The following is a 23,202-nucleotide window of genomic DNA, read 5'->3' as shown; positions in this document are numbered from 1 at the left end:
ATTTTTTTATCATTTGAAATGTTTTGTTATGATATTAATATAAATTTATTTTTGAGGGAGTAACAAATGGCAGATTTAAATAGTTTAGAAGATACATATTCTCTTAGCAATGGTGTTGAGATTCCTATCGTTGGATTTGGTACATGGCAAACTCCAGATGGTGAAGTTGCTAAAGAAAGTGTGAAAGCTGCGATTGATGCGGGATATCGTCATATTGATACTGCTGCGGCATACGGTAATGAAGATAGTGTAGGCGAAGGAATCAAAGCATCAGGTATCAAGCGTGATGATTTGTTCTTAACTACTAAGTTGTGGAATGACGATCATGGCTATGATTCAACAATTAAAGCTATGGATCATTCCTTGAAGGAACTAAACGTTGATTACGTTGACTTATATTTGATTCATTGGCCTAATCCAATTAAATTCCGTGACAATTGGCAAGAAGTAAATGCTGAAACATGGCGTGCTATGGAAGATTTGCTTGAGAGTGGTAAGACACGAGCAATTGGTGTTTCAAACTTCCGTGGTGATCATTTGAATGAATTGATGCAAACAGCCAATGTTACACCAATGGTTAACCAAATTTTCCTTAACCCTAGTGATTTGCAGCCAGATGTTGTCGATTATAATAATGAATACAATATTTTGAGTGAAGCATATAGTCCACTTGGAACTGGTAAAATTTTCCAAGTTCCAGAATTACAAGAAATGGCAAAACGTTATAACAAGTCAGTTGCTCAACTTGTATTACGTTGGTCGTTGCAATTAGGCTTCTTACCACTTCCTAAGTCGGTTCACGTTGACAGAATCAAAGAAAATACCCAATTATTTGACTTCGAAATTTCTCAAGAAGATATGAAGATAATTGATGGGTTACATGGTGTTGCCGGTTTGGCTATGGATCCCGATAAAGCTGAATTCTAGAATATAAAAAATAAAGGCTGCCGAATTATTTTTCGACAACCTTTTTTGATATGTTCTTTTCTTTTTTTAACGTAGCATTTTTGACCAATTGATAGAGTGTGGCCGCAATTGGAACACTCAATAACATTCCAATGATACCGGCAAAGCCGCCACCAACCGTGATAGCAGCTAGAACTAAGATACCAGGTAAGCCGATAGATCCACCAACGACACGAGGATAGATAAGATTACTTTCGATTTGTTGTAAGACAATGATATATACAACGAATAGTACGCCTTGAAGTGGTGAGGTTACAGCAATTAAAACGAATCCGACCGCTCCACCTATCCAAGCACCAATCATTGGCACTAAGGCTGTAATACCAACCAAAGCACCCACTGGTAGAGCACTTGGAAACTTGAAGATCCACATACCCAACGCACATAGGGTACCAAGTATGAATGCTTCGATAGTTTGGCCACTGATAAAACTTGAAAAAGCATTATCAGTAACTTTAATTACATAGTGAGTTTTATCAATGATTTTTTGAGGAATAAAAGCATCCATAACTCGATTCAAACGATTAGATATTCTTTCTTTTCCACTAACCAGATAAATGGCAAAGGTAAAGGCAAGTATGAAGTTGAATAATCCTTTTGACAAACTTCCAAAAATAGAAATTGATGATGAAAAGATTCCTGACAATCCAGTGGAAACGAATTTCATCAATTTAGATTGAATTGAAGTCCAATCGACCTGAGTAGTTTCCAATTGAGATGCGATTGCACTAGCTTGATTAGAATTATTCAGCCATTTGTTCAAGCTATCAACTAAATCGGGAAGACTTGAGAAGAAACTTCCGATGGCTGTAATAAACTGCGGCAATACTAATCTCAGAACCCAAGCAATAACTGCGATTATAATAATAATCGCTAAAAGTAAGGCAGTTGGTCGTCGTAGACCTTTGGCCCATTTTCTCTTGGCTTTGGGCCAGAACCACCGTTCCATAGCACTGCTCAGAATATTAATACAGTATGCTAGTGCACCACCAATAATTAGTGGTAGTGATACCGAATATAGAAGCTTGAACAAATTGACTATTTGTCCTGGGTATACGAGTAGAATAAGAAAAATAGCTACAAAAGTAGTGTAACGAATTATTTCACTTTTTGTAAGTTTCATTTGTTTCCCCCCTCAATGATCATTCACGTAAACAAGTTAATAATTGTAATATTATTTTACCATTTACAAACTGGGACAGCTACATACACAAAAAAATACGACACCTTAGGTGTCGTATTGAAATGTACTCTGTTAATTAGTCTTCATATCCATTCATATGCTTAGTTTTGAAATTCCAAGCATCCTTGATAACAGTATGAACATCATCATATTGAGGTTTCCAATTGAGAACTTCACGTGCTTTAGTTGAATCAGCAATCAAAGTGCTTGGATCACCAGGGCGACGAGGTCCCATTTCAGCAGGAATTTCTTTGCCAGTAACTTCACGGGCAGCTTCGAGGATTTCCTTGTTGGAGAATCCATTTGAAGAACCTAAGTTGAAAATATTGCTGTCATTACCGTCGCGGAGGTATTCCATTGCTAGACGGTGTGCTTCAGCTAAGTCCTCAACGTGAACATAGTCACGAACGTTCGTACCATCTTTGGTGTCATAGTCGTCACCGAAGATGGTCAATTTGTCACGTTGACCAGCGGCTGTTTGTAGAACAACCGGGATCAAGTGAGTTTCGGGATTGTGATCTTCACCAATTGTACCGTCTGATTTGGCACCAGCGACATTGAAGTAACGTAGTGCTACGAATTTGATGCCATAGGCAACATCAGACCAATGCATGATTTTTTCCATGGCAAGTTTACTTTCACCGTATGGATTAGTTGGAACGGTTGGATCTGTCTCTTTAATAGGAATTTGTTTTGGTTCGCCATATGTTGCGGCGGTTGAAGAGAAGATGATGTGTTTAACATCAAAATTATTCATGACTTCCAAGAGTGCAATCATTCCGTAAGTATTGTTGTCAAAGTATTTGAGAGGATCTTTCATTGATTCAGGTACTACTGAGAAAGCTGCAAAATGAATCACATCAGTGATGTCTTCAGCTTGGAATAGTTTGATCAAGAATTCCTTGTCACGAACGTCACCTTGATAAAAGTTAGCCTTATCATTAACCGCTGCTCGATGGCCAGTTTCCAAATTGTCAGCTACGACAACGTCATAGCCCATGTTGCATAAATGATCTACAGTGTGTGAGCCAACATAGCCCGCACCACCTAATACAAGGATACTCATAAAATTACCTCCGATATTGAATTAAGTCTATTATAACGTATTATGGTAGTTTAAGGCTCTTAGCTTAACTCCGACTTAAAAACTTAACTTTTTTTGTGTTATGCTTTAAGATATTAATATAAAAATAAAATTATCTGAACGGAATGTAAAACCATGAAGAAATTTTTTACAATTTTAGGAACAGTTGTACTTTTATTAGTAGCTTTAGCGTTGATTTTTAATGAACCAATTAAGGAGTATGCGGTCAGCCGGATATCTGATTATCATTTGAGTTCATTGACAGTTAACAAGGTAAAGAAGAATGAGAATAAAAAAGGTGAGTTTGATTTTAAGAAGGTCAAACCACTGACAGCTTCACAAGTAGCCAATGCATCTGTCAACAATGATGCGGCGGTTATCGGTAAGATGGCTGTGCCTTCTGTAAAGTTGTCTCTACCTATTGTTAAGGGATTGAGTGATAATTCTCTTTCGACTGGTGGGGGAACAATGAAGGAATATGAGAAGATGGGGCAGAATAACTATGCGCTTGCGGGTCACTATATGACGGCTAAGGGTGCGTTATTCTCTCCACTTGAGAATGCACAAATTGGTGATCTCGCATATATTACTAATATGAAACATGTCTATACTTACAAAATATTCTACAAAAAAATAGTTCCACCAACCGCAGTTTATTTATTAGATGATGAAAAAGGCCAAAAGCTTTTGACACTAATTACTTGTGCTGATGGTGGTACTAATAGATGGGCGATTCAAGCTTCGCTAGTAAGCACCATGCCCGCAAATAAGACTACACTTGCAGTATTTTCCAAATAGGCTTGGCAATGTCAAGCTTATTTTTTTGTCATAAACACTGTTATAATGATTTAGTTAGTAGGTGATGTAGTGGTATTAATCAATTGGGAAAAAAGAAAGAATCCCACTAAAAAAGAAATTTCAGATTTTTCAAAAGAGAACAATGTCAGTGAAGTTTTAGCTGAATTGCTTATTTCTCGTGATTTAACGTCGAAATCTGATATAGATGATTTTATTCACGCTGATGTGACTGAGTTGCAAGATCCATTTGGACTTCATGATATGGATAAAGCACTGGAAGTAATCGATGAAGCTGTTGAAAGTGGCAGTAAGATTGCTATTTATGGTGACTATGATGCCGACGGTGTAACTAGTACTTCGATTATGAAACTGACATTGCAAAAGCTCGGTGTGAAGCCAATATTTTATATTCCAGATCGTTTCAAAGATGGATACGGCCCTAATTTGGATGTTTATAAATTTTTAGCTGACCAAAATATAGATTTATTAATAACAGTCGACAATGGTGTCAGTGGTAAAAATGAAATCAAGTATCTTAAGAATCAAGGAATCAAAGTTGTTATTACCGATCATCATGATTTACCAGATGAATTGCCAGAAGCCGATGCAATCGTTCATCCAACAATCCCTGGTTCAGAGTATGTTTGTCCATATTTGTCCGGTGCAGGTGTCGCCTTCAAAATTGCGGATGCATTGTTAGGTGATGATGCACTTGATTTGATTGACCTAGCCGCAATTGGAACAATCGCAGATTCTGTGCCACTATTGGGCGAAAATCGTGTAATTGTGACTGAAGGTTTGAAACGAATGGCTGACAATAAACATGTTGGTCTAGGTGCACTTATTAAAAAATGTAAATTAAAAATTAACCAAATGACTGAAGAAGATGTTGGGTTTAAGATTGCGCCAAGAATCAATGCTTTGGGTCGACTGACAAATGCGTCATCTGGAGTGGAATTATTGACGACTGGTGATGAATCATTTGCCAAAGAAATTGTGGATGAAACTGAAGAAATAAATACTAAGCGTCAAGAATTAGTTGCCACAGCATTCAATGATTCTGAATCGCAAATTGCTGAACAAAAAGACGATGGTGTCTTACTTCTAAAAAGTGACAAGTGGCATCAAGGAATATTAGGAATCGTTGCCAGTAGGGCAGTAGACCAAGAAAATAAACCGGCATTAGTAATGCGGTATGATGAGGATTCCCAATTGTACAAGGGATCTGGTCGAAGTCCAGAAGGTTTCAATTTGTTTGAAGCGTTAAATGCACACAACGATTTATTTGCTAGTTTTGGCGGACATGCGCAAGCTTGTGGTTTTTCTATTTCAAAAGAAGGTTTAGAAAAACTAACACCGTTATTGTTGGAAGAACCGGCTAAACAAAATTTCAATCCAGAAGGTTCAGTTACTAAGTACTTTGACCTTGATGTTGAAATGAAGAATTTGAATTTCGATTTGATCAAAGAGATTGGGCGATTAGCTCCATTTGGTATGGGAAATCCTAAGCCAGTTTTGAAGTTAAGCAACGTTTCATTATCACAAGTTAAGTCGATTGGTAAAGACGGAACACACTTGAAAGCTAATATTACCGATAAGCAACAACAAGTTGGCGCAATTGGTTTTGGAATGTTCTCTAAAGCTGAGAATATGAATACTGACGTTTGTGATGTCTATGGTGAACTCGGTATTAATGAATGGGCTGGCCGCAAGAATCTACAATTGATGATTGATGATTTTGAAGTATCATCTGAAGGTTTAAAAATCAGTCAGTTACAAGATGTCTACTTTGATTATCGAAACAAGCAAATTTCCGGTGCTATCTTAGACAAATTCGATGCAGTAGTCTTCTTCAATGAAATGTATTATGAGGCTGCGGACCGCCAACACCCCAACGTGAAGCTAATCATGTATAATGAATCCTGTGATGGAGAGAATATACTGATTTATGATCGCCCGCATAATTTGGAATTGTTCGAAGAATTCATCAAGAATAACAAAACTAAGCACGTAGCTCTATATTTCCATACGGATTTGACCAATCGCTACTTAAAGCCTGATATGATTGCTATGAAGAGTTTTTTAAAATATATTTATACTCATCAAAATATCAAGGCTGATGGAATGGATTTGGTCTCAGAATATCTTGGATATAAAAAATCTGATATAGATTTCTATTTAAAAGTGTTTTTTGAGTTAGATTTTGTTAAAATGGTAAATGGCTTTGTTGAAAAAGCTAATGCTTCACAACAACGCGAATTGATTGAATCTCCAACATATCTTAAGAGATTACAACGCAATGATGTTGAAAAAATATTAATTGAGTCTGATTTTGATGATCTGCTGTCGTGGATGAGCGATTACGATTGTCATTGTTAGATTGAATGGAGAAATTAAAAGATGGATATTGATTTTAAGAAATATGTTGCTAATGTTCCGGATTTTCCAGAACCAGGTGTACTATTTCGTGACATTTCACCATTAATGTTGGACGGCAAAGCATATGCCGCTGCAACAGATGAAATAGTTGAATATGCTAAGAGCCGTGGCGCAGAGATGATTGCTGGACCCGAAGCACGTGGATTTATCGTTGGCTGTCCAGTGGCTTACAAACTGGGTGTTGGTTTTGCTCCAGCACGTAAAAAGGGTAAGTTGCCTCGCAAAACTGAATCAATTACTTATGATTTGGAATATGGACAAAGTTCACTCTACATGCAGATGGATGCAGTAAAGCCAGGACAAAAGGTTCTAGTCGTTGATGATTTAATGGCTACAGGTGGAACATTGGCCGCAACAATTGACCTCGTTGAAAAACTTGGTGGTATCGTTGTCGGAACTGCTTTTTTGATTGAATTGAAGGATCTTCACGGTCGCGACAAAATAAAAGGCTATGATATGTTTACATTGATGCAATATTAATAATATAATAGTAGAGGCGAATGCCTCTTATTATGGAGAGTTGGCAGAGTGGCAATGCACCGGACTCGAAATCCGGCGAACCGGCTAATACCGGCGCGCAGGTTCAAATCCTGTACTCTCCTTTTTTAGAATAAAAGAGAACAAAAGTTCTCAAAAACAGTTAGAGGAATACCGAATTAACGGTGTTCCTCTTTTTTTGCTTTATAAAAAACGTAGGAGAATTTAAATGTTATTTGCGCAGAGTTTTGCGCAGGAATGATATTTTGATGATTTTTAGAGGTATACCAATTTCAATAAAAAAAGCCTGCGCAAAGAGAAATTGTCGAAAAATGGGTTTGCGCAAAAAATACTATTTGTCGTTGGTATCATTAGGTTAATGTTCTTTTGTTATGTTATCAAAGATATCCTTCAGCTCGTTATTTTGCTCAAGAGCGGTCTTATTGAATAAATGGGTATAATACTTCAAAGTGGTTTTTAACTCCTTGTGGCCTGCATGTTGCGATACGAATTTCGGATTCATACCGCTGTCCATTAGATAAGATATGTGAGTATGTCTAATATCATGAAAACTAACCATCTTTTTAGCACCGATCAAAGTCAATAAATCTTTAAGGGAATCGTTAACGGTTTTAGATTGAACCAGGGTTCTATATTTTGTCCTAAATACAAAGTTGCCCTTATCAATGTAGCCAATTGATTTGAAATAAAGTTGCTGCTCAAGTTTGTAGTTTTTTAGTACATCTAAACATTCATCGGATATAGTGAGTGTTCTTACACTAGAAGGTGTCTTAGTCTTTTGAAGCTCTATTTCATCACGCCTGTAGGCTTTATCAACTCTAATAGTAGAATCATCGAAGTTAATCTTGTCCCATGTTAGGGCAGTTATTTCCTCATATCTCATACCAGTTTCGGTAGCAAGATAGATCATAGTTGCCGAAATGTTTGAATATCCAGATTTGGCTTTTGAGATCTTTATCAAATTGACATAATCATCAGGCTCAAGAAATTTATCAGATTCTTTTTTTGAATCACGTCCTGCAATTAATTCAACGTTCCTAGTAAAATCTTTGTGGATAATGCCTTCCTCGATTGCTTCAACAACCATTTGATGTATAAAGGATTGATACTTCTGCATAGTAACCAAAGTTCTTTTCTTTCCGAATTTATTCATGAATGTTTGGTATTCCTTTTTGGTTACATCAATAAGCCGCTCATCAGGAAAGTTCTCTTTAATTACTTTATGTGTGAAGTAATATCGATTAACGGTAGATTTAGATCGTCCTTCAATCTTGTATGTATTGACCCATTCTTTAAAGTAATCAGAGAAGAGGACTTCTTTTTTAGATAAGTTTACATTGTTTGATTTGTCCATTTCGATTATTCGGGCAGCTTCAACACAATCTGTTTTCCTGACGAACCCGCCCTTTGTTTTATTTCTATATTTGCCAGTAGTAGGATCTTTATAGGAAACACGATATTCCCATTTTCCATTGCGTTTATGAATTGTTGCCATAATTACAATTTCCTTTCTTTCGTAAACTTGTTTTATAAGATTTGTCTTGTTTTGAGTATTTTTTATAGTTCTATTGACGAATATGAAGAAAATGTCAATTTAAGGGGCACATATGTTCTTTTAATACTAAAAATAAAAAAGCCTGTTAATGGCTTTGTTTATTTAGTAAGAAGTGCAACAAGTAATCCGGTGAATACGGCTCCGAAGATTCCCAAAATCCAATAGAGAAGTTTGTTGCTAGATTCAATTTGTGATTTTACTCCGGCAATCTTTTCTTCAATTACATCAGATCTATGATTAATCTTTTCAGATAAGATTTCTTGAGTATGCTTTAGTTCTTCTTTGGTAGCATATTTATCCATATCTGATCCACCTCCACTGTGATTAGAATGATAAGTTGAATCACTTTTCTTCATTGTATCACTATCGAATGAATCCATGTCTTGGGGAGCAATGGAAGTAAAATTTTTTAATTGTATAACCTTTCCGCCGGACATTAGATTTCCTCACTTAAATAGTACGTGGGAACTACAGTTGTATAAATACTTTCCTTTGCTATTGGAAAGTTGATATCTGGAGTTCTATTAATAACAACGTTAACCCCCAGCAAATTGTAATTAGTACCAATAAATGGAGATACAAATTCAAAATCGTGGTTTAATTGGAAAATATTATAGTGAGAAGCAAAACTAGGATCTTTCGATTTTATCAATTCATTAACGTTAACTTTAATGCCTGCAGCGGGTTCCATATGAATTATTCCATCACTTGATGGAACATCTGATCTGTCATTCATAGCATATAAATTGAAATCCAATGATTGAATAATTCCTGTCTCATACGGAATGTATGTATCGATATTCAAATTGATTTTTATTTTTGAATCAGTATCGGAATCATCATAAAGTTCTCCTTTTAATAATTTAATATCGAACTTTACAACACTAGGACTTTTATATACTGTAAATTTATCAAATGGGTTTTCCATGTTAGTACCTCCAATATTTAGTCATGCCACGGCATGGCTATTTATATACCCAAAATTTGTTTCTTTTATTATTAAAAAAAAGCCGTTTCCGGCTAATTATTAGTTATTCACCGTCATATTTAAAAGAACCAAATAAAGACGTGTGAGCAAGCCTATTACCAGTGTTATCTTCTATAGTTATGTATTTACTTGCATCGCCTACAGAGTTATCTCCGGGCATATAGCTGCTAGACATCTTAATTCCTAAATCCCATGCACTTTTACATACACTCTTTAGTTCATTACTTGAAAGTGATAAAGCATCGTCAGAAAGAACCAAGACAGTATTTCCACTATCATTGTCTACATATGCTTTAGTCAGAGCACCATTGGATTGATCAGGAAGAGTAGTAAGGGCATTTTTATAATCGTCAAAGTTTTTTTGATCGTTCGCTTTTTTAGTCGCCTTAACCTTTGCGTCTTCGTTATCCTTAGATTTTGGTTTTGAAGAAGTTGCATTTGCCGTAGGTTTAGACTTTTCTTTTTTCTTTGTTGCAACTTTTTCAGTTTTATTCTTGGACGATTTATTTGAATTAGAATCATCTTTATCAGCAGATATTCCAATTGAAATAATTAAACAAAAAATTGTTAAAAATACAAAAAGATAACCCCATCCTTTGCTCTTGTTTTTAAACAGGTAGTAAACCATAAAACCCATAAAAATGGTAATAAGCCACATAATCATAATAAAGCCCCCTAAAATTCAGCTTTTAATGTCGTCAGTGTTTGGACATTTTTTAAATAAGCTTTTTGTACAATAGGCTATAGTAATTTTTTTATTTCCCTAATGACCACGTCTTCAAGATGATAGGGAACATTGAAGTAACTCATAAATCCATGACTGTTAACATCATCTTTCTCTTTATCGTTTAAATATAAAGGAAGAAGTAGATCAATAGCATACTCGTTGGCTTCTAACTCCATGCCATACTTATATGGAGTGAAATAGAGGATTTTAGTTGATTGTTGGTCAGATAGAATATGACCCAGCTCATGAGCTAATTGAAAAGGTATCTCTGATTTATTATGCCACCTTGAATTCATAGCAATTCTTCTTGTCTCCACATCCGAGCCTGGTGGTGTATTGGGATCTAAATTATCAAAAAAGTTAATAACTATCTTATTATCAAAAGCAATATTCATTAAGTAAGTAATTACATCATTGTCCATTATTCTTTCCACCCCTTAGAAATCTACGCATAACTTCTAAATCTTCAGGGGGGATTGGTTTCCCTTCATATGACATAACAATGTCATCATCAGCAAGGTCCACGTGCTTCTTTTTTGATTTTACTTGTGAGTTTTTATTAGCACTTAAAACATCCAACGAGACATCTAAAGCAGCCGCAATGTCTTTCATAACTAAAGAATCGGGCGTGCTATAGCCACGTTCATAATTAGAAATCACTTGTGGAGTTTTATGAATAAGATTGCTTAACTCCTTTTGAGTAAGATGTTTTTTCTTTCTATACTCTTTAATTCGTTCTCCAATTGTAGCCATGTCTATCAACTCCTAATAATCTTTAATATATCATTAGTAACGAAATTAGTTATAAAACTAACGAAAAAATTGAAAAAAAGCTTTACATTAACGGAATACGTTAGTATAATGTATTTATCAACTAAAGGAGATGATAAATTGAATTTGCAGAACAACGTCAAAAAAATAAGACAAGCAAAAGGAGTAAAGCAAAAATCCGTTGCTGAGTTTTTAAACATAAGTCAAATGAGATATTCCAGGATAGAAAACACTAATAAGTCAATTGATCCAATCATGCTAGAAAAAATAGCAAAATTTTTAGATGTAGATGTGTCTATTTTTTTTGATGATAAACTAACGGAATCCGTTATTAGTAAATATTTATTATCAACATCTTAATAGTACAAAAAAGTCGATTTACAAATGAAGTCAGTTTTGTAAGCCGGAGTTATCAAGGAGGTGATAAGAATGAGCAATATAAACATCGTGCAAGAGGTTTTAAATATGCAAGATCGTCAAAATTTCAATGATACCGATTTAGCAGCAATAGCAGGAACGTCAAAAACAACTGTTGGTAAATGGTTTAAAGGAACTCCAATCAAAGATGAATACTTGGTTAATCTATCAAACGCAATTGATGATACAAGATTTTCGTTGGCTGTTAATTGCTACCTGTTCAATCTACCGCCGGTTTTGCTAAATATTTCTAGTGAGTATAACCAAGAAACATCATCATTGCTGATAGGTACGCAGATTGAAGATTTGAATAGTGATAGTGCAATCGAAAATGCACTTAAAGAAATTAGCAAGAGTAATCCTGATGAAAATATTATCAAATTTGGAATATTCAAAATGTTCAGAACGAGTTCAATTATGCGTGCTTGTGCAACAGCAATGTCACATAGGTACCACATATCACTTAAACAAGCTGCATTAGGCGAAAGAGGGTGAAATAAATGCAAGAACCAGAGACTTTACCATTTGGTATTCCGGAAAAAGATGGATACGTACTGGCTTGGGTACGAAAAGATAAACTGAAGGATTTGATCAGCAAGCCTGCTGACGAGGGTATCGAATTGCTTCCTTGGGCATGTAAAATTGCTGGTTGTTCAGCCCCAACTTTAGTAAAGAAACTAGACAGATACCGTGACGTCCTAGATATGGATAAGGGTGGGTGTGTTAGATATTCTACTGGTTCTGGTAGTCCTTGGAAATTCCAATCAATTAGATTTAAAAAGTTCGTTGAAGAACATCCACAATATTTTGTCAAAGGGAGATTTTAAAAATGATTTATAACACAACAGATTACGCAAAAAGAGCTTTAAACAACGCTGAACAGCTTGGAAATGATATGGAGGACTTCGAACATATTGTTGATCCTATTATCAGTCAAATGTGTCAAATGTTAATGCAAAAGATTTACAAGTTCCGTAAGAGTTTTGATCATGAGATTTCCGAGGAATGTATCAATTTCTTAGAAGAATCAGGAATTGCAGTTATTAAGTTATCATCAGACAAATCAGATAATGTTGAATATCTATTCTCGAAAGAATGGGATTAGTCATGAGTTACCTAATCGTAATTGGAATTGCACTCATAGTAGGTTATGCCATCACGTTATATGGTGGTGTACTTGAATTATTCGATGTCGATGAAAGGTGGGTGAGGAAACAACATGAGATTGTTAAGAATGTTATCAGCTCATTTTTCAACTAAGAATTACGTTACTGATACGTATACTGATCGAACACCTGATGTCATAAAAAAAGACCTGCTATCCGTAAAATAGCAAGTCCAGAAATAAGAAATATTTTTAATACTTAAATTATAGCACACGGAGGAATTCAAATGATTAAATCAATTGATTTAGACAATTCCTGTTTATATGACGAGGAACGTTATAGATCTATTAATTCGTACGGAACCACTAAAAACTTAAACAAGAATTACTTCACAGTCGATGGCGAGATTATTAAAGATTTCAAACATGAAGCGTTTGACCCATATAGTGATGTCTTAGAGTTTGATGGACATTACTTTGATTATGGGGAAACAGACCTGTTTGTAAGTTGGTTGCTAGAAAGTAGTACCTATGGTGTATCACAGCTGTTTAACGAGATGACACCACAAGGGAAACATCAATTCCTATTAAATGGTTTCAAACAAGAAGCTAATGAATTTGGAGATATGTTGAAGTTCACGCAAGTAAAAAGAAGTTAGAAATTAAAAAATTAGGAGGACAACTAATTATGCTTAATCCGTTTTTTAAAGACGAAGTTAATAGTATTCAAAAGGAGGAAAGCCAATTACCTGATGAGATTCTTGATCCAAAACAAGTTAATTGGTACTTCCGTAAAATCAAGGCTTTAAAAGAAGAAAACAAGTCGATTGATGAAAGTGCTGATCAGGAGGTTGAACGAATTAATACTTGGCGTGAGATGCAACAAAAAACAAATAACAATACTATCGAACGTTTTCAAGGCACACTTCTTTCATACTATCGAATCAAGAAAGATCAGGATAAGAGTTTTAAAATTAATACTCCATATGGAAAGATTTCAGATAGAAAGACACCGAAGAAATGGAACTATCAAGATGAGGACGCCGCAGTTAAATCGCTCGAAGAAAGCGGAGAAGATGACTACGTAAAGAAGATTCTAAATAAGAAGTCATTGAAACAATCATCAACCGTAGTAGATGGAAGAGTCGTAACAGAAAATGGTGTTCCTGTTGATGGTATTGAAGTAGAGCCACAAGGTAGATCCGTGACAGTAAGTATCAAGGAGGATTAATTATGCAAATGTCAGAAAATATTGATAAGTGGACAAAGGGAATGATTGCATTCCGTCAGAAATTAACACAGCCTTCTAAGACTGCCGAGAACCCATTCTTCAAAAGTAATTACGTGACATTAGACGGCATTGTTAAATCTGCCGATGATGCTATTAAGGCGTTAGGAGAATCGTGTGGAATCGTGTATTCACAGGAATTATCTAGTGATGTTAATGCTGGTGTCGTATCTGTTACTACACTGGTATCTCATGAAAGTGGTCAGTATGTCATGTTTGGACCACTTCAAGTAGTTATAACCGGTAAGCATGACGCTCAAGCAGCTGGTTCTGCTGGTACTTATGCAAAGAGATATGCGTTAAGTGCTGCACTAGGCATCACAAGCGACATTGATGACGACGGTAATGGTGCTTCTATGAACAAGTCAAATCAATCAAATAATAGCTACTCAAATAGATCTAATAGTAACCAGTATCAAACTAAGAAGCCTACAACTAACTTTGCTGATAAAAAGATTAATAAGGCTAAGGAAAATCAGATCATTGACATGATCACTCAAGCATCAGAATTATTTGAAATGGATAGAAAAGAATTTGAATCAAGTCTATTTAATAAGTATGGGGTATCCACTGTTAAAGACATCTCAAATGCTGTTGGCGATCAAATGATTACTTATCTAAGCAAGGGAATCGAGCAAGGAAAACAAGCACAACTAAGTAAGCAAGAAAAAGAGAATAAGAAACAAACCGCTTAATATTTGATGATAGAAATGGAGGGACTATGTTGAACAACTATTTTTCTCATGATTCTAATGCCAGAAACTCCACTAAGCTATCACGAGTTCGAATGAAGTATGGTGCTGAAGGATATGGAACTTATTTTATGATCTTAGAACGATTGCGAGACGAAGATGACTATACGAGTATTAGAGACTATAACACATTAGCCTATGACCTTCGTGTAGACACTTCGATTATCAAAGCTATTGTTGAGGACTTTGGGTTATTTGTCTTTACCGATGACGGTAAGTATTTTTACTCCGAAGGTTTCAAAAAACGTATGGCTCTCAAAGATTCTAAATCTAAAAAACTATCCGATGCAGGTAAACGTGGAGCCAATAAGCGATGGGGAAATAGCAAAGTTAAAGAAAATAGCAAGGGTGGTAATAGCCACCCTATAGCCACCCCACCTAAAAACGATGGCAAGAGAAGTAAAGAAAAGGAAAGTAAAGAAAATAGTAAAGATAATGTCGAGCAAGCTCAACATGACATACCTTTCAAATCAATAATTGATTATTTAAATTCAAAGACTGGTAAACATTTTAGATCTGCTGAAACTAATAATAAATATATCCGTGCTAGGTGGAATGACGGTTACAGACTTGATGACTTTAAAAAGGTTATCGACAACAAGTGTACAGAGTGGCTCAAGGATACCAGCATGAATAAGTATCTAAGACCAGAAACGCTGTTTGGGACTAAGTTTGAGGGTTATCTCAATTCTGATCCTGAACCTAATCAATCAAGTAACTGGAATAATCAACCACAAGGATATGAATTCGATGAATTACCATTCTAAAAAGTTGGGAGGTGTAGTACGTGGAATCAATGGGATTTGCTATTGATCAAATGGTTAAGCAATTAGCAAAGAAAGGCATCAATATTGATCCTTCCAATATTGATGATGATCGAGAGAAGCTACAGGAGCAGGAGTCTATTAGGTTCACTAAACAGCTACATCAAAGCGAACGTAAGCGAATTTTTAAGAGCTCACTTGTCAGTGACCCTGACGACCTAAAAACGGTGTTTGATGACTTTGATACTGATACACCTGAACTACAGCGAGAGTTGCTACAGGCTAAGAAAATAGGCAAAGACATCTACTTAGGATCCAAAGAGAATTATTTATTTAGTGGTGATCCCGGCCGTGGAAAGACAATGCTCGCTGTTAGTATCCTGAACGCTTTGAACTCAATACAAAGTTGTGAGTTGAGTTGTTTATTCGTCAGCGTAGAAATGTTCATGAATTTGGAATGGACCGTATATAAGAATAACAATTCTTGGGATAAAGATGAGTTATACAAGGCAGAACAGTGCATCAGAAAGTGTGATGTTCTTGTTTTAGATGATCTAGGCAGTGAGACCACATTTAAAACTGGTTCTGCAGTTGATCAATCAACTAAACACAAGCAAGAAGTCTTATTTCGTATAGCTGATTACCGCAAGAGTAAGGCAAATATTATTACAACAAATAACACAACGAACGAATTGCAATCGATGTATCACCCCAAGATTGTAAGCCGCTTGTTAACGAGAGACCCGACACATTTTATTCAGTTCGTTGGTAAAGACAAAAGGAGAAGTTAAATTATGATTTCTAAAAAAATAAGAGATGAAATTTTATATAAAAATGATATTGAACCATACGGGGTTGAAATGGCTAAGCAAAACTTAGTCGTTGATCTAGATGCAGTTGAGGATACTAAATATAAGTTTAGTTTGATGAGAAATAGACTTGAGCACTTGCAAAGAGAAAATGATATTTATTATCCATCAGCCGATATAACAGAACGTGTAGATGCTGTTAACAGTCTTATGGACGAATTAGATGATCTAATAACATTCGATATTAACAGGCTTCATAACTCAAATAGTGAGGTGTCAGCATGATGGGTGCATACGATGTAATAGCAATATTCCTGCCATCCATGGTTAGGTCACTTGCAAAGGATTGGAACAAGCTAGATTGGGAAAACCATAAAACACAATCATCAATTGTAGATGATAATTTGAACGATATTGAGCAACATCTCAAATTCTTGGAAGCTAATTTTAATTGGATCGAAACAGCATATTTGAATCGTAACGATGTCGAGTGGAGATGGATATTTGATGGCGAAAGAAATAAGCGTTTCAGAAGATCCGTTATGAGCATAAAAGTGAGGAATTGACATGCAACTAAAGTTAAAAGAGATTCTAGCAAATAAAAATATAAGCTATACCGAGCTTCATAAGCGTACAGGTATTTCAAGAAATACAATAACCAGTTTAGCTAATGGGAATAATTCCATGATTCGCTTTGTTGTAATCAAAAAGATTTGTGATCAGCTATATATAACTCCAAATGATTTATTTGGTTATTCAAACAAAGATTCATCGATAGAACTTGCACAGGATTTTTTAAATTGGTTAAAGGCGAGGGACTAAATGGAATTAATACTAACAATCATGGGTGATCCCGTTCCTGCAGCACGTCCAAGAGTCACTAAGTGGGGAACACATAACGAGCCAAAGTACGACAGTTACAAGAAATATGTGGCAGTTGAATATTGGAATAAGTATCACAATAAGCAGTTATTTGAGCGTGGTGTTCCGCTGGTGGCCAAACTTCATTTTTACCGACCAATTCAAAAAGGATTATCGAAGAAAGAGTATGCCAGACGTGCAAATCATGAGGTTAAACCAAGTGTTAAGCCTGATCTAGATAATTACACTAAATCCATTTTTGACGGCTTAAAACATGCATGGTTCGACGATGGTCAGATTACTAAATTTGATATTGAAAAAGATTATGACGAGCAACCACGGGTTGAAATAGACATAAGGGAGCTAGAAAAATAATGACATATAAAGAGTTTTTAGAAGGACACAAATTAGAAAAACCAGATTTAAAAGAATTTGATATAGCTACCGTTGATTCTCCAAATCCAGTTAGTTATGGGAAAAATGGTTATGTGGTCATTCCTAAATCGATGCCACTCGATTATTACAATGATTACTATGAGTTTTTAGACGATTCTCCAGTAGGGGGGATAACGTTTGGTGGTTATTTAATGATTGATGATGGAGATCTTAAAGTAAGTTATTTAGACTCAAAGAACTTAGGATTCTTACAACCAGAGCTTGATGATGAAGATCTGGAGAGCATCGAGAAAATCAAGTCGCATTGTATACGAGTGATTGGATTTGATAACCAATATGCTTTTCCAAATGAGCTTAATGCTTATGACGGTGCCAAATATATTTCATCACAATTAGAACAGCATTTTTACAAATTGAAATTGCAGGAGATGCATACGTTTGAAACAGATTAGGTTAGAAAACAGAATGCAGGAAATCATGAGTAACAATGATCTAACTAACATTGGAGTCGCTAAAGGTAGCGGTATTCATAAGGACACAATCAGTCAGTTGAGACGTTTTCCAGATAAGACTATTCGTATGGACGTGTTAGAGAAACTATGCAACTACTTCAATGCTGATCCCAGCTACTTTTTTAAAAAAATAGAGATAGGCAAATGATACAAAAGGCCATTTTAATCGTTTTGCTAATTTTGATAATTTCAAGGTTCGATCTATTTCGTCAAAACAAGCAAAATGGCAAAAGTTTAATTGAGAAAAAGCAGGATGCAACTGGTACAAGGATTTCACGTAGGAATAATTTAATTCAGAAAAGAAAATAACGGAGGGGAAGGCTTATGAATAACTTACAATTATTCAATTTTAAAGGTTACGACATTCGAGCTGTTGAGATTAACGGCGAACCGTATTTTATTGCTAAAGACGTTGCCAAAACACTGCAGTATTCAAATACAGCAAATGCTGTTAATGCTCATGTTCCGGATAAGTATAAAGGGGTCACTGATTTGATGACCCCCGGAGGCAAGCAATCATTTGTGATTATTAGTGAGGCTGGACTTTATAAATTGGTATTCAATTCTAAAATGCCACAAGCTGAGGAATTCACGGATTGGGTAGCTGACGAGGTACTTCCTTCGATTCGTAAGCATGGCAATTACATGACTGATCAGAAAGCCTATGACATAACTCATAATCCTGATTCACTTGCTGATCTATTAATGCAAGCAGGCGAACAGCTCAAGCAGAAAGATATTCGAATTTCAGAATTGACCCCAAAAGCACAATTTGCTGATCAGATTTCAAAAAGTGATGACACCATTCTGATTAGGGATTTAGCAAAATTACTTTTCAAGAATGGTATCGCTATTGGTCAAAAAGAACTGTTTAGATGGCTAGTTGAAAAAGGTTATTTGATTAAGCAGCACAACGGTTATACGCCAACTCAAAAAGCCGTTAATTTAGGAGTATTCGAGGTTAGAGAAACGCCAGTGATCCATCGATACACAAACCCAACAGTTAGTTTTACAACGCTTGTTACGACTAAGGGACAAAAATACTTTATTAATAAGTTTTTGAAAGCTAACGAAAAGGTGGAAGTATAAATGATCAATAGAACTGTTTTAGTAGGACGCTTAACGCGTGATCCAGAATTGAAACGTACAGCTAATGATGTGGCTGTTGTAAGCTTCACATTGGCTGTAAACAGACAATTTACTAATTCTCAAGGTGAACGTGAAGCCGACTTTATTAATTGTGTTATTTGGAGAAAGGCTGCGGAAAACTTTACTAATTTAACTCATAAAGGATCACTGGTTGGACTAGATGGACGTATTCAAACTAGTTCATACGATAACAAGCAGGGCCAACGAGTATATCGGACAGACGTTATTGTTGAGAATTTCTCACTGCTTGAATCAAAGGGCAAAACTAGCAGTAAGCCAGCAGATACTGCTAATAAGCCTACAGATAACTCACAGAAAAATAACAGTGATCCTTTTGCTGATAACAGTAAGCCAATCGACATTTCAGATTCAGATTTACCATTTTGAGGAGTTAAAAATGAATGCAATTGAATTATTCGCAGGAATCGGGGGGGTAGCTCTAGCTGAACAAACAGCTGGTATTAATGTGGTTGCCCTTTCTGAAATGGCAGATTTTCCGGTTAAAGTTTTGAAGAAAAATTTTAAAGGTATCCCGATTCTACCCGATGTTAAGAAAATAAATAAAGAATCACTTAGAAAAGTGGGTGTTGATCCTGGAGCAATTGACGTTATTTCCGGAGGATTCCCTTGCCAACCTTTCAGTATTGCCGGGAAGCGAAAAGGCACGGAAGATGACAGAGATCTCTGGCCGGAAATGTTTAGAATTATCAAAGAAATCAAGCCAGATTGGGTTGTTGGAGAAAATGTTGCTAACTTCGCCAATATGGAGCTCGACAGAACGCTATCTAACTTGGAAAGCGTTGGCTACGAAGCAAGGACATTTATACTTCCAGCTTTGGCCGTCGGGACGCCACACCAAAGACAAAGAACGTTCATTGTGGCCCACTCCAACAGCAAGCGATGGATCGGCTTGGATCAAAGTAGCGAAGAACGATGTATTGGGAAGTTTACGCAGAGCATTAAGGATAAAGCCTGGAAGGAAGGCGGGAACAATCCGTATGACGTACTATCTGCAGGCGCTCGAGCAATCGCCAATTCAAGCCGCCAAATTCAACGAAATGATGATGGGCTTTCCGAAGGGGTGGACAGACTTAAAGCGTTAGGTAATGCAGTTGTACCACAACAAGTCTTACCTATATTTCAAGCAATCGTCCAAATAGATAGGGGGCAAAGCAATGAAAAATAAACTTGATTTTGGTACAAGGGTAAAGATTAAAGCCCACTTAAATAAAAAAACAGTCGAATGGCCAAATAGTAATTTTCAATCGTTAGATGAATATATTAAAACCCTTGAACCCGGTGATTATCTCGAAATCGAAAAATATAAAAGAGTGGAAGCAATCGAAACAGGAATTCTAATAGGCGTACGAAAACTAAAAATATTTATGACACTTGAACTTGGTGCAGATGATTTTCACCCAGATGATATTGTTCAAACATACGATGAATATAAAGCGGTGTATTTAGTTGCAATTAATAACCATTGCATTAGAAAAGTTTATCCGGAAGACATAACTATCATTAATACCAATATAGTTCGGGAATAGCTTTAAATCAATAATGGCCAAACTTTTAATGTTAAGAAAATGGCTGAAATATATGCTACCAGCAGAGATAATTATTCGGATTTAGGAGGCTAATATGAATTATAAAAAAATATATTCAAATTTCATTGAATCAATTTTTGAAGAACACAACAAGGATATCGAAGCAACTATTTCATATATCAATACCAACCAAGCCAAAATATATGAGTGGAAACCTGAATTTAAAGAAGCAAAACGACATCTAACTTCTGGTGAAAAGAATGACATCATTTGGAAAATAATCACGCCGTTCTAAGGAGGTTCAACCATGAATGATGATAATTTAGCGGTTTATCAAATGCGTAAAAAAGGCTATACGCTGGTCGAAATTGCAAAGGCCATGAATAAGGCGCTGTTCTATATTAACGAGTTAAATCGTTGGAATATTGGACATGATAGCCGATTACAGCATGAAGATGATCTATGGCAAGATTTGAATTGCAGGAGGAATATGCATGTCAGGAGGGGTTAAGATTTTAACACAATTATATTATGTGCAATTAATTAATAACGACAAAGGTTATCTAAATTATCAACCGTCTTTCCGTGAGTATTTCCTACATAACGTTGATGATTCTGATAAAGATTACAAGACTAAATTCACGATGCAGGAAATTAAAAATATAGATGAAAGATTTGTACCATTTGCAATCCCAGTTTACGAGGTGGAAAAATGAAATTAGTAGGAATAGAGATAGAAAATCCATATCGTTATCGAGCCTATTTTATAGGACAAAAGCCTTTGTACAATATTCAAAGCAATGATTTTATTGATCCGTCTTATGGAAAAGTTAAATCAATAAAGACAATATCATTATCCGACATGGAGACTTACACAATGGAGTACGATATTACATTTGAAGATGGTAGATCAATATCCATTCAAGATTGTGCAGGAATGATCTTACATTGTGAGGTGGAAGAAAAGAATGGAAATCAATGAATTTGCTTCGAAAGTAACATCTTCTTTAGAGGGACTCCAAAGAAGATGTAATAATTTGGAACGTAAAAATGATCTTTTGAGTAAAGAGATCCAGCAAAACAAGGAAATTGACTGGGGGCTAATAGCTAATGTTAGTTTTCTAATTGCAGTAAGTGCAATTACTTTAGGCGAGTTAACAGGAAAATAAGGACAAAAAAATAGCCTTGCCACCGACCAAAGTTTGCAAGACTACGTGTGATATTTCAATCAATTCCAATTATATCACAAAAGGGGATTGATCAGGATGGGACTACTACCAGAAATCAATGAGGAAGAAACAATCGAAAACGTTAGATATTATTTTGAACATGACTTTCCACGTTTGGTGGCACAGTCTCATATTAATTTGAATTATATTCAATCCCCAAGTTTTGACAGTATGGGAGGTGGAACGAGTGTAAGAAATAGCCAAGAAGATAAGATTGTCGGCAAGATTAGTGCTAAGGAATACGTTGCATTAACGATGAGGTTGATCAGCAACTTCCCAAGGGAATACAAAATCATCATTAAAAATGGGTTTATTAACCATCAGGATAATTACACATTGTGCGATGGCATTGGTTGCTCAACTACGAAGCTTAATGATCTGAAGAAGAAAGCTTTATTGTATTTTGCGGACGCATTCCAAGAGTTCGAAGACTTACATATTTATCCAGATAGTTTCAAAAAAGGTCAAATAGCGTTCAACTAGCGTTAATATCGCGAATCAAATCGCATAGATTGCGTATGAATTCCGTATGACTGGTGACGTATATTGGTATCGTACCAAAATCAGAAAAAGGAGAAATACCTTTTTCAAGTGAAAATTCAAATAAAGGAGATGAATCCTCCAATATTTGTTACAACACAGTATTGTTATTTCTCAATTAAAAAAGAAAATCCTTTAAAAGGTAGCGAACAACGCGAATTGCTTATGAGAACGGCAATTCAATTTTGATCAGTGATGATAAAGCTGGTCATTACGTGGATACTGGCGTAGTTAACTTGTAGGTTCGATTCCTACTATCCACATTGGCCGGCGGAAAACGGTCATAAAATATAAAGGAAAGCTTCGTTTTTCCTTTTTGTAAATAACAACAAGTATATGAATACGGTAGCGACACTAATTCATATACTGATAGTCAGTGGTGCATGGTTCGATTCCATGCCTGACTATATAAAAGGAGATCAGTCTAAGGACTGGTCTTTTTATTTTGGAGGAAAAGAATATGACATTTAGTAAAGCATTCGAAGAAGTTAAACATGGCAAGGCAATGCGATTACCACAATGGAATAAGGATGTATCTATTAAGGCTCAGTATCCGGATGAGCACAGTAAAATGACAGCACCGTATTTATACGTTGAATCAAGATTTGGCCGTGTCCCTTGGAAAGAAACGAATATTGAACTATTTAGCAACGATTGGGAAGTAGTTAATGATGGCTAAGATGATGCGCACATCATACGGTTACATGACACCAACGGAAGCCAAGATAATTGGCGACATTGCTAGAGATGAAAAGAAGCAAAAAAAGAAGTACCTTAACAGACCAAAAACAGTTAGAAATTAAATAAATAATTTTAGAAGGAGG

39 protein-coding genes and 1 tRNA gene are annotated in these 23,202 nt (G+C 35.8%); 32 read left to right on the top strand and 8 right to left on the bottom strand.

Going from position 1 to position 23,202, the window contains the following annotated elements; translation table 11 throughout:
- The first annotated feature begins 66 nt into the window (after positions 1 to 66).
- The gene (locus tag EKM68_RS05210; protein ID WP_125588611.1) at positions 67 to 927 is read left to right on the top strand and encodes an aldo/keto reductase; all 861 of its coding nucleotides are present in this window, start codon (positions 67 to 69) and stop codon (positions 925 to 927) included.
- Positions 928 to 952: 25 nt separating this feature from the next.
- On the opposite strand, the gene EKM68_RS05205 is transcribed toward EKM68_RS05210, so the two are convergent.
- Positions 953 to 2,089, bottom strand: a complete 1,137-nt coding sequence (locus EKM68_RS05205; protein ID WP_125588610.1) for an AI-2E family transporter — start codon at positions 2,087 to 2,089, stop codon at positions 953 to 955.
- Between the two features lie 136 nt (positions 2,090 to 2,225).
- A complete protein-coding gene (galE, locus tag EKM68_RS05200) occupies positions 2,226 to 3,215 on the bottom strand; it encodes a UDP-glucose 4-epimerase GalE (protein WP_125588609.1) in 990 nt (329 codons plus the stop codon).
- 153 nt (positions 3,216 to 3,368) lie between these two features.
- Here galE and EKM68_RS05195 point away from each other — a divergent pair, with 153 nt between their 5' ends.
- The 4 genes from EKM68_RS05195 (at position 3,369) to EKM68_RS05180 (ending at position 7,072) form a co-directional block, all read left to right on the top strand.
- A complete protein-coding gene (locus tag EKM68_RS05195; protein ID WP_125588608.1) occupies positions 3,369 to 4,031 on the top strand; it encodes a class A sortase in 663 nt (220 codons plus the stop codon).
- A 69-nt stretch (positions 4,032 to 4,100) separates the two neighbouring features.
- The gene (gene recJ / locus EKM68_RS05190; protein WP_125588607.1) at positions 4,101 to 6,410 is read left to right on the top strand and encodes a single-stranded-DNA-specific exonuclease RecJ; all 2,310 of its coding nucleotides are present in this window, start codon (positions 4,101 to 4,103) and stop codon (positions 6,408 to 6,410) included.
- Between the two features lie 21 nt (positions 6,411 to 6,431).
- The gene (locus EKM68_RS05185) at positions 6,432 to 6,950 is read left to right on the top strand and encodes an adenine phosphoribosyltransferase (protein ID WP_125588606.1); all 519 of its coding nucleotides are present in this window, start codon (positions 6,432 to 6,434) and stop codon (positions 6,948 to 6,950) included.
- Between the two features lie 34 nt (positions 6,951 to 6,984).
- Positions 6,985 to 7,072: transfer RNA gene (locus tag EKM68_RS05180), tRNA-Ser, on the top strand.
- Positions 7,073 to 7,323: 251 nt separating this feature from the next.
- Here the strand turns inward: EKM68_RS05180 and EKM68_RS05175 are convergent.
- The 6 genes from EKM68_RS05175 to EKM68_RS05150 all read right to left on the bottom strand — a co-directional run bounded on the left by EKM68_RS05175 (position 7,324) and on the right by EKM68_RS05150 (position 10,991).
- Positions 7,324 to 8,463 (bottom strand): tyrosine-type recombinase/integrase, encoded by a 1,140-nt coding sequence (locus EKM68_RS05175; protein WP_125588605.1) that lies wholly within the window; start codon positions 8,461 to 8,463, stop codon positions 7,324 to 7,326.
- 158 nt (positions 8,464 to 8,621) lie between these two features.
- Positions 8,622 to 8,960 (bottom strand): hypothetical protein, encoded by a 339-nt coding sequence (locus EKM68_RS05170; RefSeq protein WP_125588604.1) that lies wholly within the window; start codon positions 8,958 to 8,960, stop codon positions 8,622 to 8,624.
- Positions 8,960 to 9,451: a hypothetical protein gene (locus EKM68_RS05165; protein WP_125588603.1), complete on the bottom strand. Its 492-nt coding sequence runs from the start codon at positions 9,449 to 9,451 to the stop codon at positions 8,960 to 8,962. Before EKM68_RS05165 ends, EKM68_RS05170 begins: the two co-directional genes overlap by 1 nt.
- Before the next feature lie 103 nt (positions 9,452 to 9,554).
- Positions 9,555 to 10,175: a DUF4064 domain-containing protein gene (locus EKM68_RS05160; RefSeq protein ID WP_125588602.1), complete on the bottom strand. Its 621-nt coding sequence runs from the start codon at positions 10,173 to 10,175 to the stop codon at positions 9,555 to 9,557.
- Between the two features lie 77 nt (positions 10,176 to 10,252).
- Complete coding sequence (locus tag EKM68_RS05155; protein WP_125588601.1) at positions 10,253 to 10,660, bottom strand: ImmA/IrrE family metallo-endopeptidase; 408 nt, start codon at positions 10,658 to 10,660, stop codon at positions 10,253 to 10,255.
- On the bottom strand, positions 10,650 to 10,991 hold the full coding sequence (locus tag EKM68_RS05150; protein ID WP_125588600.1) for a helix-turn-helix domain-containing protein: 342 nt from the start codon (positions 10,989 to 10,991) through the stop codon (positions 10,650 to 10,652). Before EKM68_RS05150 ends, EKM68_RS05155 begins: the two co-directional genes overlap by 11 nt.
- Before the next feature lie 138 nt (positions 10,992 to 11,129).
- On the opposite strand from EKM68_RS05150, the gene EKM68_RS13535 reads away from it, so the two are divergent.
- The 27 genes from EKM68_RS13535 to EKM68_RS13755 all read left to right on the top strand — a co-directional run bounded on the left by EKM68_RS13535 (position 11,130) and on the right by EKM68_RS13755 (position 23,181).
- Positions 11,130 to 11,369: a helix-turn-helix domain-containing protein gene (locus EKM68_RS13535; RefSeq protein ID WP_164509361.1), complete on the top strand. Its 240-nt coding sequence runs from the start codon at positions 11,130 to 11,132 to the stop codon at positions 11,367 to 11,369.
- 69 nt (positions 11,370 to 11,438) lie between these two features.
- Positions 11,439 to 11,921, top strand: coding sequence for a hypothetical protein (locus EKM68_RS05140; protein WP_125588598.1), 483 nt, complete (start codon positions 11,439 to 11,441; stop codon positions 11,919 to 11,921).
- A 5-nt stretch (positions 11,922 to 11,926) separates the two neighbouring features.
- Positions 11,927 to 12,253, top strand: a complete 327-nt coding sequence (locus EKM68_RS05135; RefSeq protein WP_125588597.1) for a DUF771 domain-containing protein — start codon at positions 11,927 to 11,929, stop codon at positions 12,251 to 12,253.
- Positions 12,254 to 12,255: 2 nt separating this feature from the next.
- On the top strand, positions 12,256 to 12,531 hold the full coding sequence (locus tag EKM68_RS05130) for an SPFH domain-containing protein (protein WP_125588596.1): 276 nt from the start codon (positions 12,256 to 12,258) through the stop codon (positions 12,529 to 12,531).
- Positions 12,532 to 12,818: 287 nt separating this feature from the next.
- The gene (locus EKM68_RS05125; RefSeq protein WP_125588595.1) at positions 12,819 to 13,190 is read left to right on the top strand and encodes a hypothetical protein; all 372 of its coding nucleotides are present in this window, start codon (positions 12,819 to 12,821) and stop codon (positions 13,188 to 13,190) included.
- A 29-nt stretch (positions 13,191 to 13,219) separates the two neighbouring features.
- On the top strand, positions 13,220 to 13,762 hold the full coding sequence (locus EKM68_RS05120; RefSeq protein ID WP_125588594.1) for a host-nuclease inhibitor Gam family protein: 543 nt from the start codon (positions 13,220 to 13,222) through the stop codon (positions 13,760 to 13,762).
- Between the two features lie 2 nt (positions 13,763 to 13,764).
- Positions 13,765 to 14,514: an ERF family protein gene (locus tag EKM68_RS05115; protein ID WP_125588593.1), complete on the top strand. Its 750-nt coding sequence runs from the start codon at positions 13,765 to 13,767 to the stop codon at positions 14,512 to 14,514.
- Positions 14,515 to 14,540: 26 nt separating this feature from the next.
- Positions 14,541 to 15,338: a conserved phage C-terminal domain-containing protein gene (locus EKM68_RS13675; protein WP_225422967.1), complete on the top strand. Its 798-nt coding sequence runs from the start codon at positions 14,541 to 14,543 to the stop codon at positions 15,336 to 15,338.
- A gap of 29 nt (positions 15,339 to 15,367) precedes the next feature.
- Positions 15,368 to 16,126, top strand: a complete 759-nt coding sequence (locus tag EKM68_RS05100) for an ATP-binding protein (protein WP_225422970.1) — start codon at positions 15,368 to 15,370, stop codon at positions 16,124 to 16,126.
- 3 nt (positions 16,127 to 16,129) lie between these two features.
- Complete coding sequence (locus tag EKM68_RS05095) at positions 16,130 to 16,429, top strand: hypothetical protein (RefSeq protein ID WP_125588591.1); 300 nt, start codon at positions 16,130 to 16,132, stop codon at positions 16,427 to 16,429.
- Positions 16,426 to 16,710: a hypothetical protein gene (locus EKM68_RS05090; RefSeq protein WP_125588590.1), complete on the top strand. Its 285-nt coding sequence runs from the start codon at positions 16,426 to 16,428 to the stop codon at positions 16,708 to 16,710. Before EKM68_RS05095 ends, EKM68_RS05090 begins: the two co-directional genes overlap by 4 nt.
- 1 nt (position 16,711) lies before the next feature.
- The gene (locus EKM68_RS05085; protein WP_125588589.1) at positions 16,712 to 16,966 is read left to right on the top strand and encodes a helix-turn-helix domain-containing protein; all 255 of its coding nucleotides are present in this window, start codon (positions 16,712 to 16,714) and stop codon (positions 16,964 to 16,966) included.
- Positions 16,967 to 17,380, top strand: a complete 414-nt coding sequence (locus tag EKM68_RS05080; RefSeq protein WP_125588588.1) for a RusA family crossover junction endodeoxyribonuclease — start codon at positions 16,967 to 16,969, stop codon at positions 17,378 to 17,380.
- Positions 17,380 to 17,853 (top strand): hypothetical protein, encoded by a 474-nt coding sequence (locus EKM68_RS05075; RefSeq protein WP_125588587.1) that lies wholly within the window; start codon positions 17,380 to 17,382, stop codon positions 17,851 to 17,853. The genes EKM68_RS05080 and EKM68_RS05075 overlap by 1 nt, the downstream gene beginning before the upstream one ends.
- Positions 17,840 to 18,061, top strand: a complete 222-nt coding sequence (locus EKM68_RS05070; protein WP_125588586.1) for a helix-turn-helix domain-containing protein — start codon at positions 17,840 to 17,842, stop codon at positions 18,059 to 18,061. Before EKM68_RS05075 ends, EKM68_RS05070 begins: the two co-directional genes overlap by 14 nt.
- A gap of 176 nt (positions 18,062 to 18,237) precedes the next feature.
- Complete coding sequence (locus EKM68_RS05065) at positions 18,238 to 19,002, top strand: phage antirepressor KilAC domain-containing protein (protein WP_125588585.1); 765 nt, start codon at positions 18,238 to 18,240, stop codon at positions 19,000 to 19,002.
- Positions 19,003 to 19,449 (top strand): single-stranded DNA-binding protein, encoded by a 447-nt coding sequence (gene ssb, locus EKM68_RS05060; RefSeq protein ID WP_125588584.1) that lies wholly within the window; start codon positions 19,003 to 19,005, stop codon positions 19,447 to 19,449. It begins immediately after the preceding gene.
- Positions 19,450 to 19,459: 10 nt separating this feature from the next.
- Positions 19,460 to 20,248 carry a DNA cytosine methyltransferase gene (locus EKM68_RS05055; RefSeq protein WP_125588583.1) on the top strand — a complete coding sequence of 263 codons (789 nt, stop codon included), beginning with the start codon at positions 19,460 to 19,462 and terminating at the stop codon, positions 20,246 to 20,248.
- Entirely contained in the window at positions 20,238 to 20,609 is a 372-nt protein-coding gene (locus EKM68_RS05050; protein WP_125588582.1) for a hypothetical protein, read from the top strand. Before EKM68_RS05055 ends, EKM68_RS05050 begins: the two co-directional genes overlap by 11 nt.
- A 94-nt stretch (positions 20,610 to 20,703) precedes the next feature.
- Positions 20,704 to 20,904, top strand: coding sequence for a hypothetical protein (locus EKM68_RS05045; protein ID WP_125588581.1), 201 nt, complete (start codon positions 20,704 to 20,706; stop codon positions 20,902 to 20,904).
- Positions 20,905 to 20,916: 12 nt separating this feature from the next.
- On the top strand, positions 20,917 to 21,120 hold the full coding sequence (locus EKM68_RS05040; protein WP_125588580.1) for a hypothetical protein: 204 nt from the start codon (positions 20,917 to 20,919) through the stop codon (positions 21,118 to 21,120).
- Positions 21,104 to 21,325, top strand: a complete 222-nt coding sequence (locus EKM68_RS05035) for a DUF1642 domain-containing protein (RefSeq protein ID WP_125588579.1) — start codon at positions 21,104 to 21,106, stop codon at positions 21,323 to 21,325. The genes EKM68_RS05040 and EKM68_RS05035 overlap by 17 nt, the downstream gene beginning before the upstream one ends.
- Complete coding sequence (locus tag EKM68_RS05030) at positions 21,322 to 21,591, top strand: hypothetical protein (RefSeq protein WP_125588578.1); 270 nt, start codon at positions 21,322 to 21,324, stop codon at positions 21,589 to 21,591. The genes EKM68_RS05035 and EKM68_RS05030 overlap by 4 nt, the downstream gene beginning before the upstream one ends.
- Positions 21,578 to 21,778, top strand: a complete 201-nt coding sequence (locus EKM68_RS05025) for a hypothetical protein (protein WP_125588577.1) — start codon at positions 21,578 to 21,580, stop codon at positions 21,776 to 21,778. Before EKM68_RS05030 ends, EKM68_RS05025 begins: the two co-directional genes overlap by 14 nt.
- Before the next feature lie 96 nt (positions 21,779 to 21,874).
- Entirely contained in the window at positions 21,875 to 22,321 is a 447-nt protein-coding gene (locus EKM68_RS05020; protein WP_125588576.1) for an ArpU family phage packaging/lysis transcriptional regulator, read from the top strand.
- A 517-nt stretch (positions 22,322 to 22,838) separates the two neighbouring features.
- Positions 22,839 to 23,057: a Thoeris anti-defense Tad2 family protein gene (locus EKM68_RS05015; RefSeq protein ID WP_010019138.1), complete on the top strand. Its 219-nt coding sequence runs from the start codon at positions 22,839 to 22,841 to the stop codon at positions 23,055 to 23,057.
- Entirely contained in the window at positions 23,047 to 23,181 is a 135-nt protein-coding gene (locus EKM68_RS13755; RefSeq protein WP_263853637.1) for a hypothetical protein, read from the top strand. Before EKM68_RS05015 ends, EKM68_RS13755 begins: the two co-directional genes overlap by 11 nt.
- The last annotated feature ends 21 nt before the right edge of the window (positions 23,182 to 23,202 follow it).

The organism is Companilactobacillus jidongensis (assembly GCF_003946575.1).
In the GTDB taxonomy this organism is placed as follows: domain Bacteria; phylum Bacillota; class Bacilli; order Lactobacillales; family Lactobacillaceae; genus Companilactobacillus; species Companilactobacillus jidongensis.
This window is presented reverse-complemented; position numbering and strand designations above follow the sequence as displayed.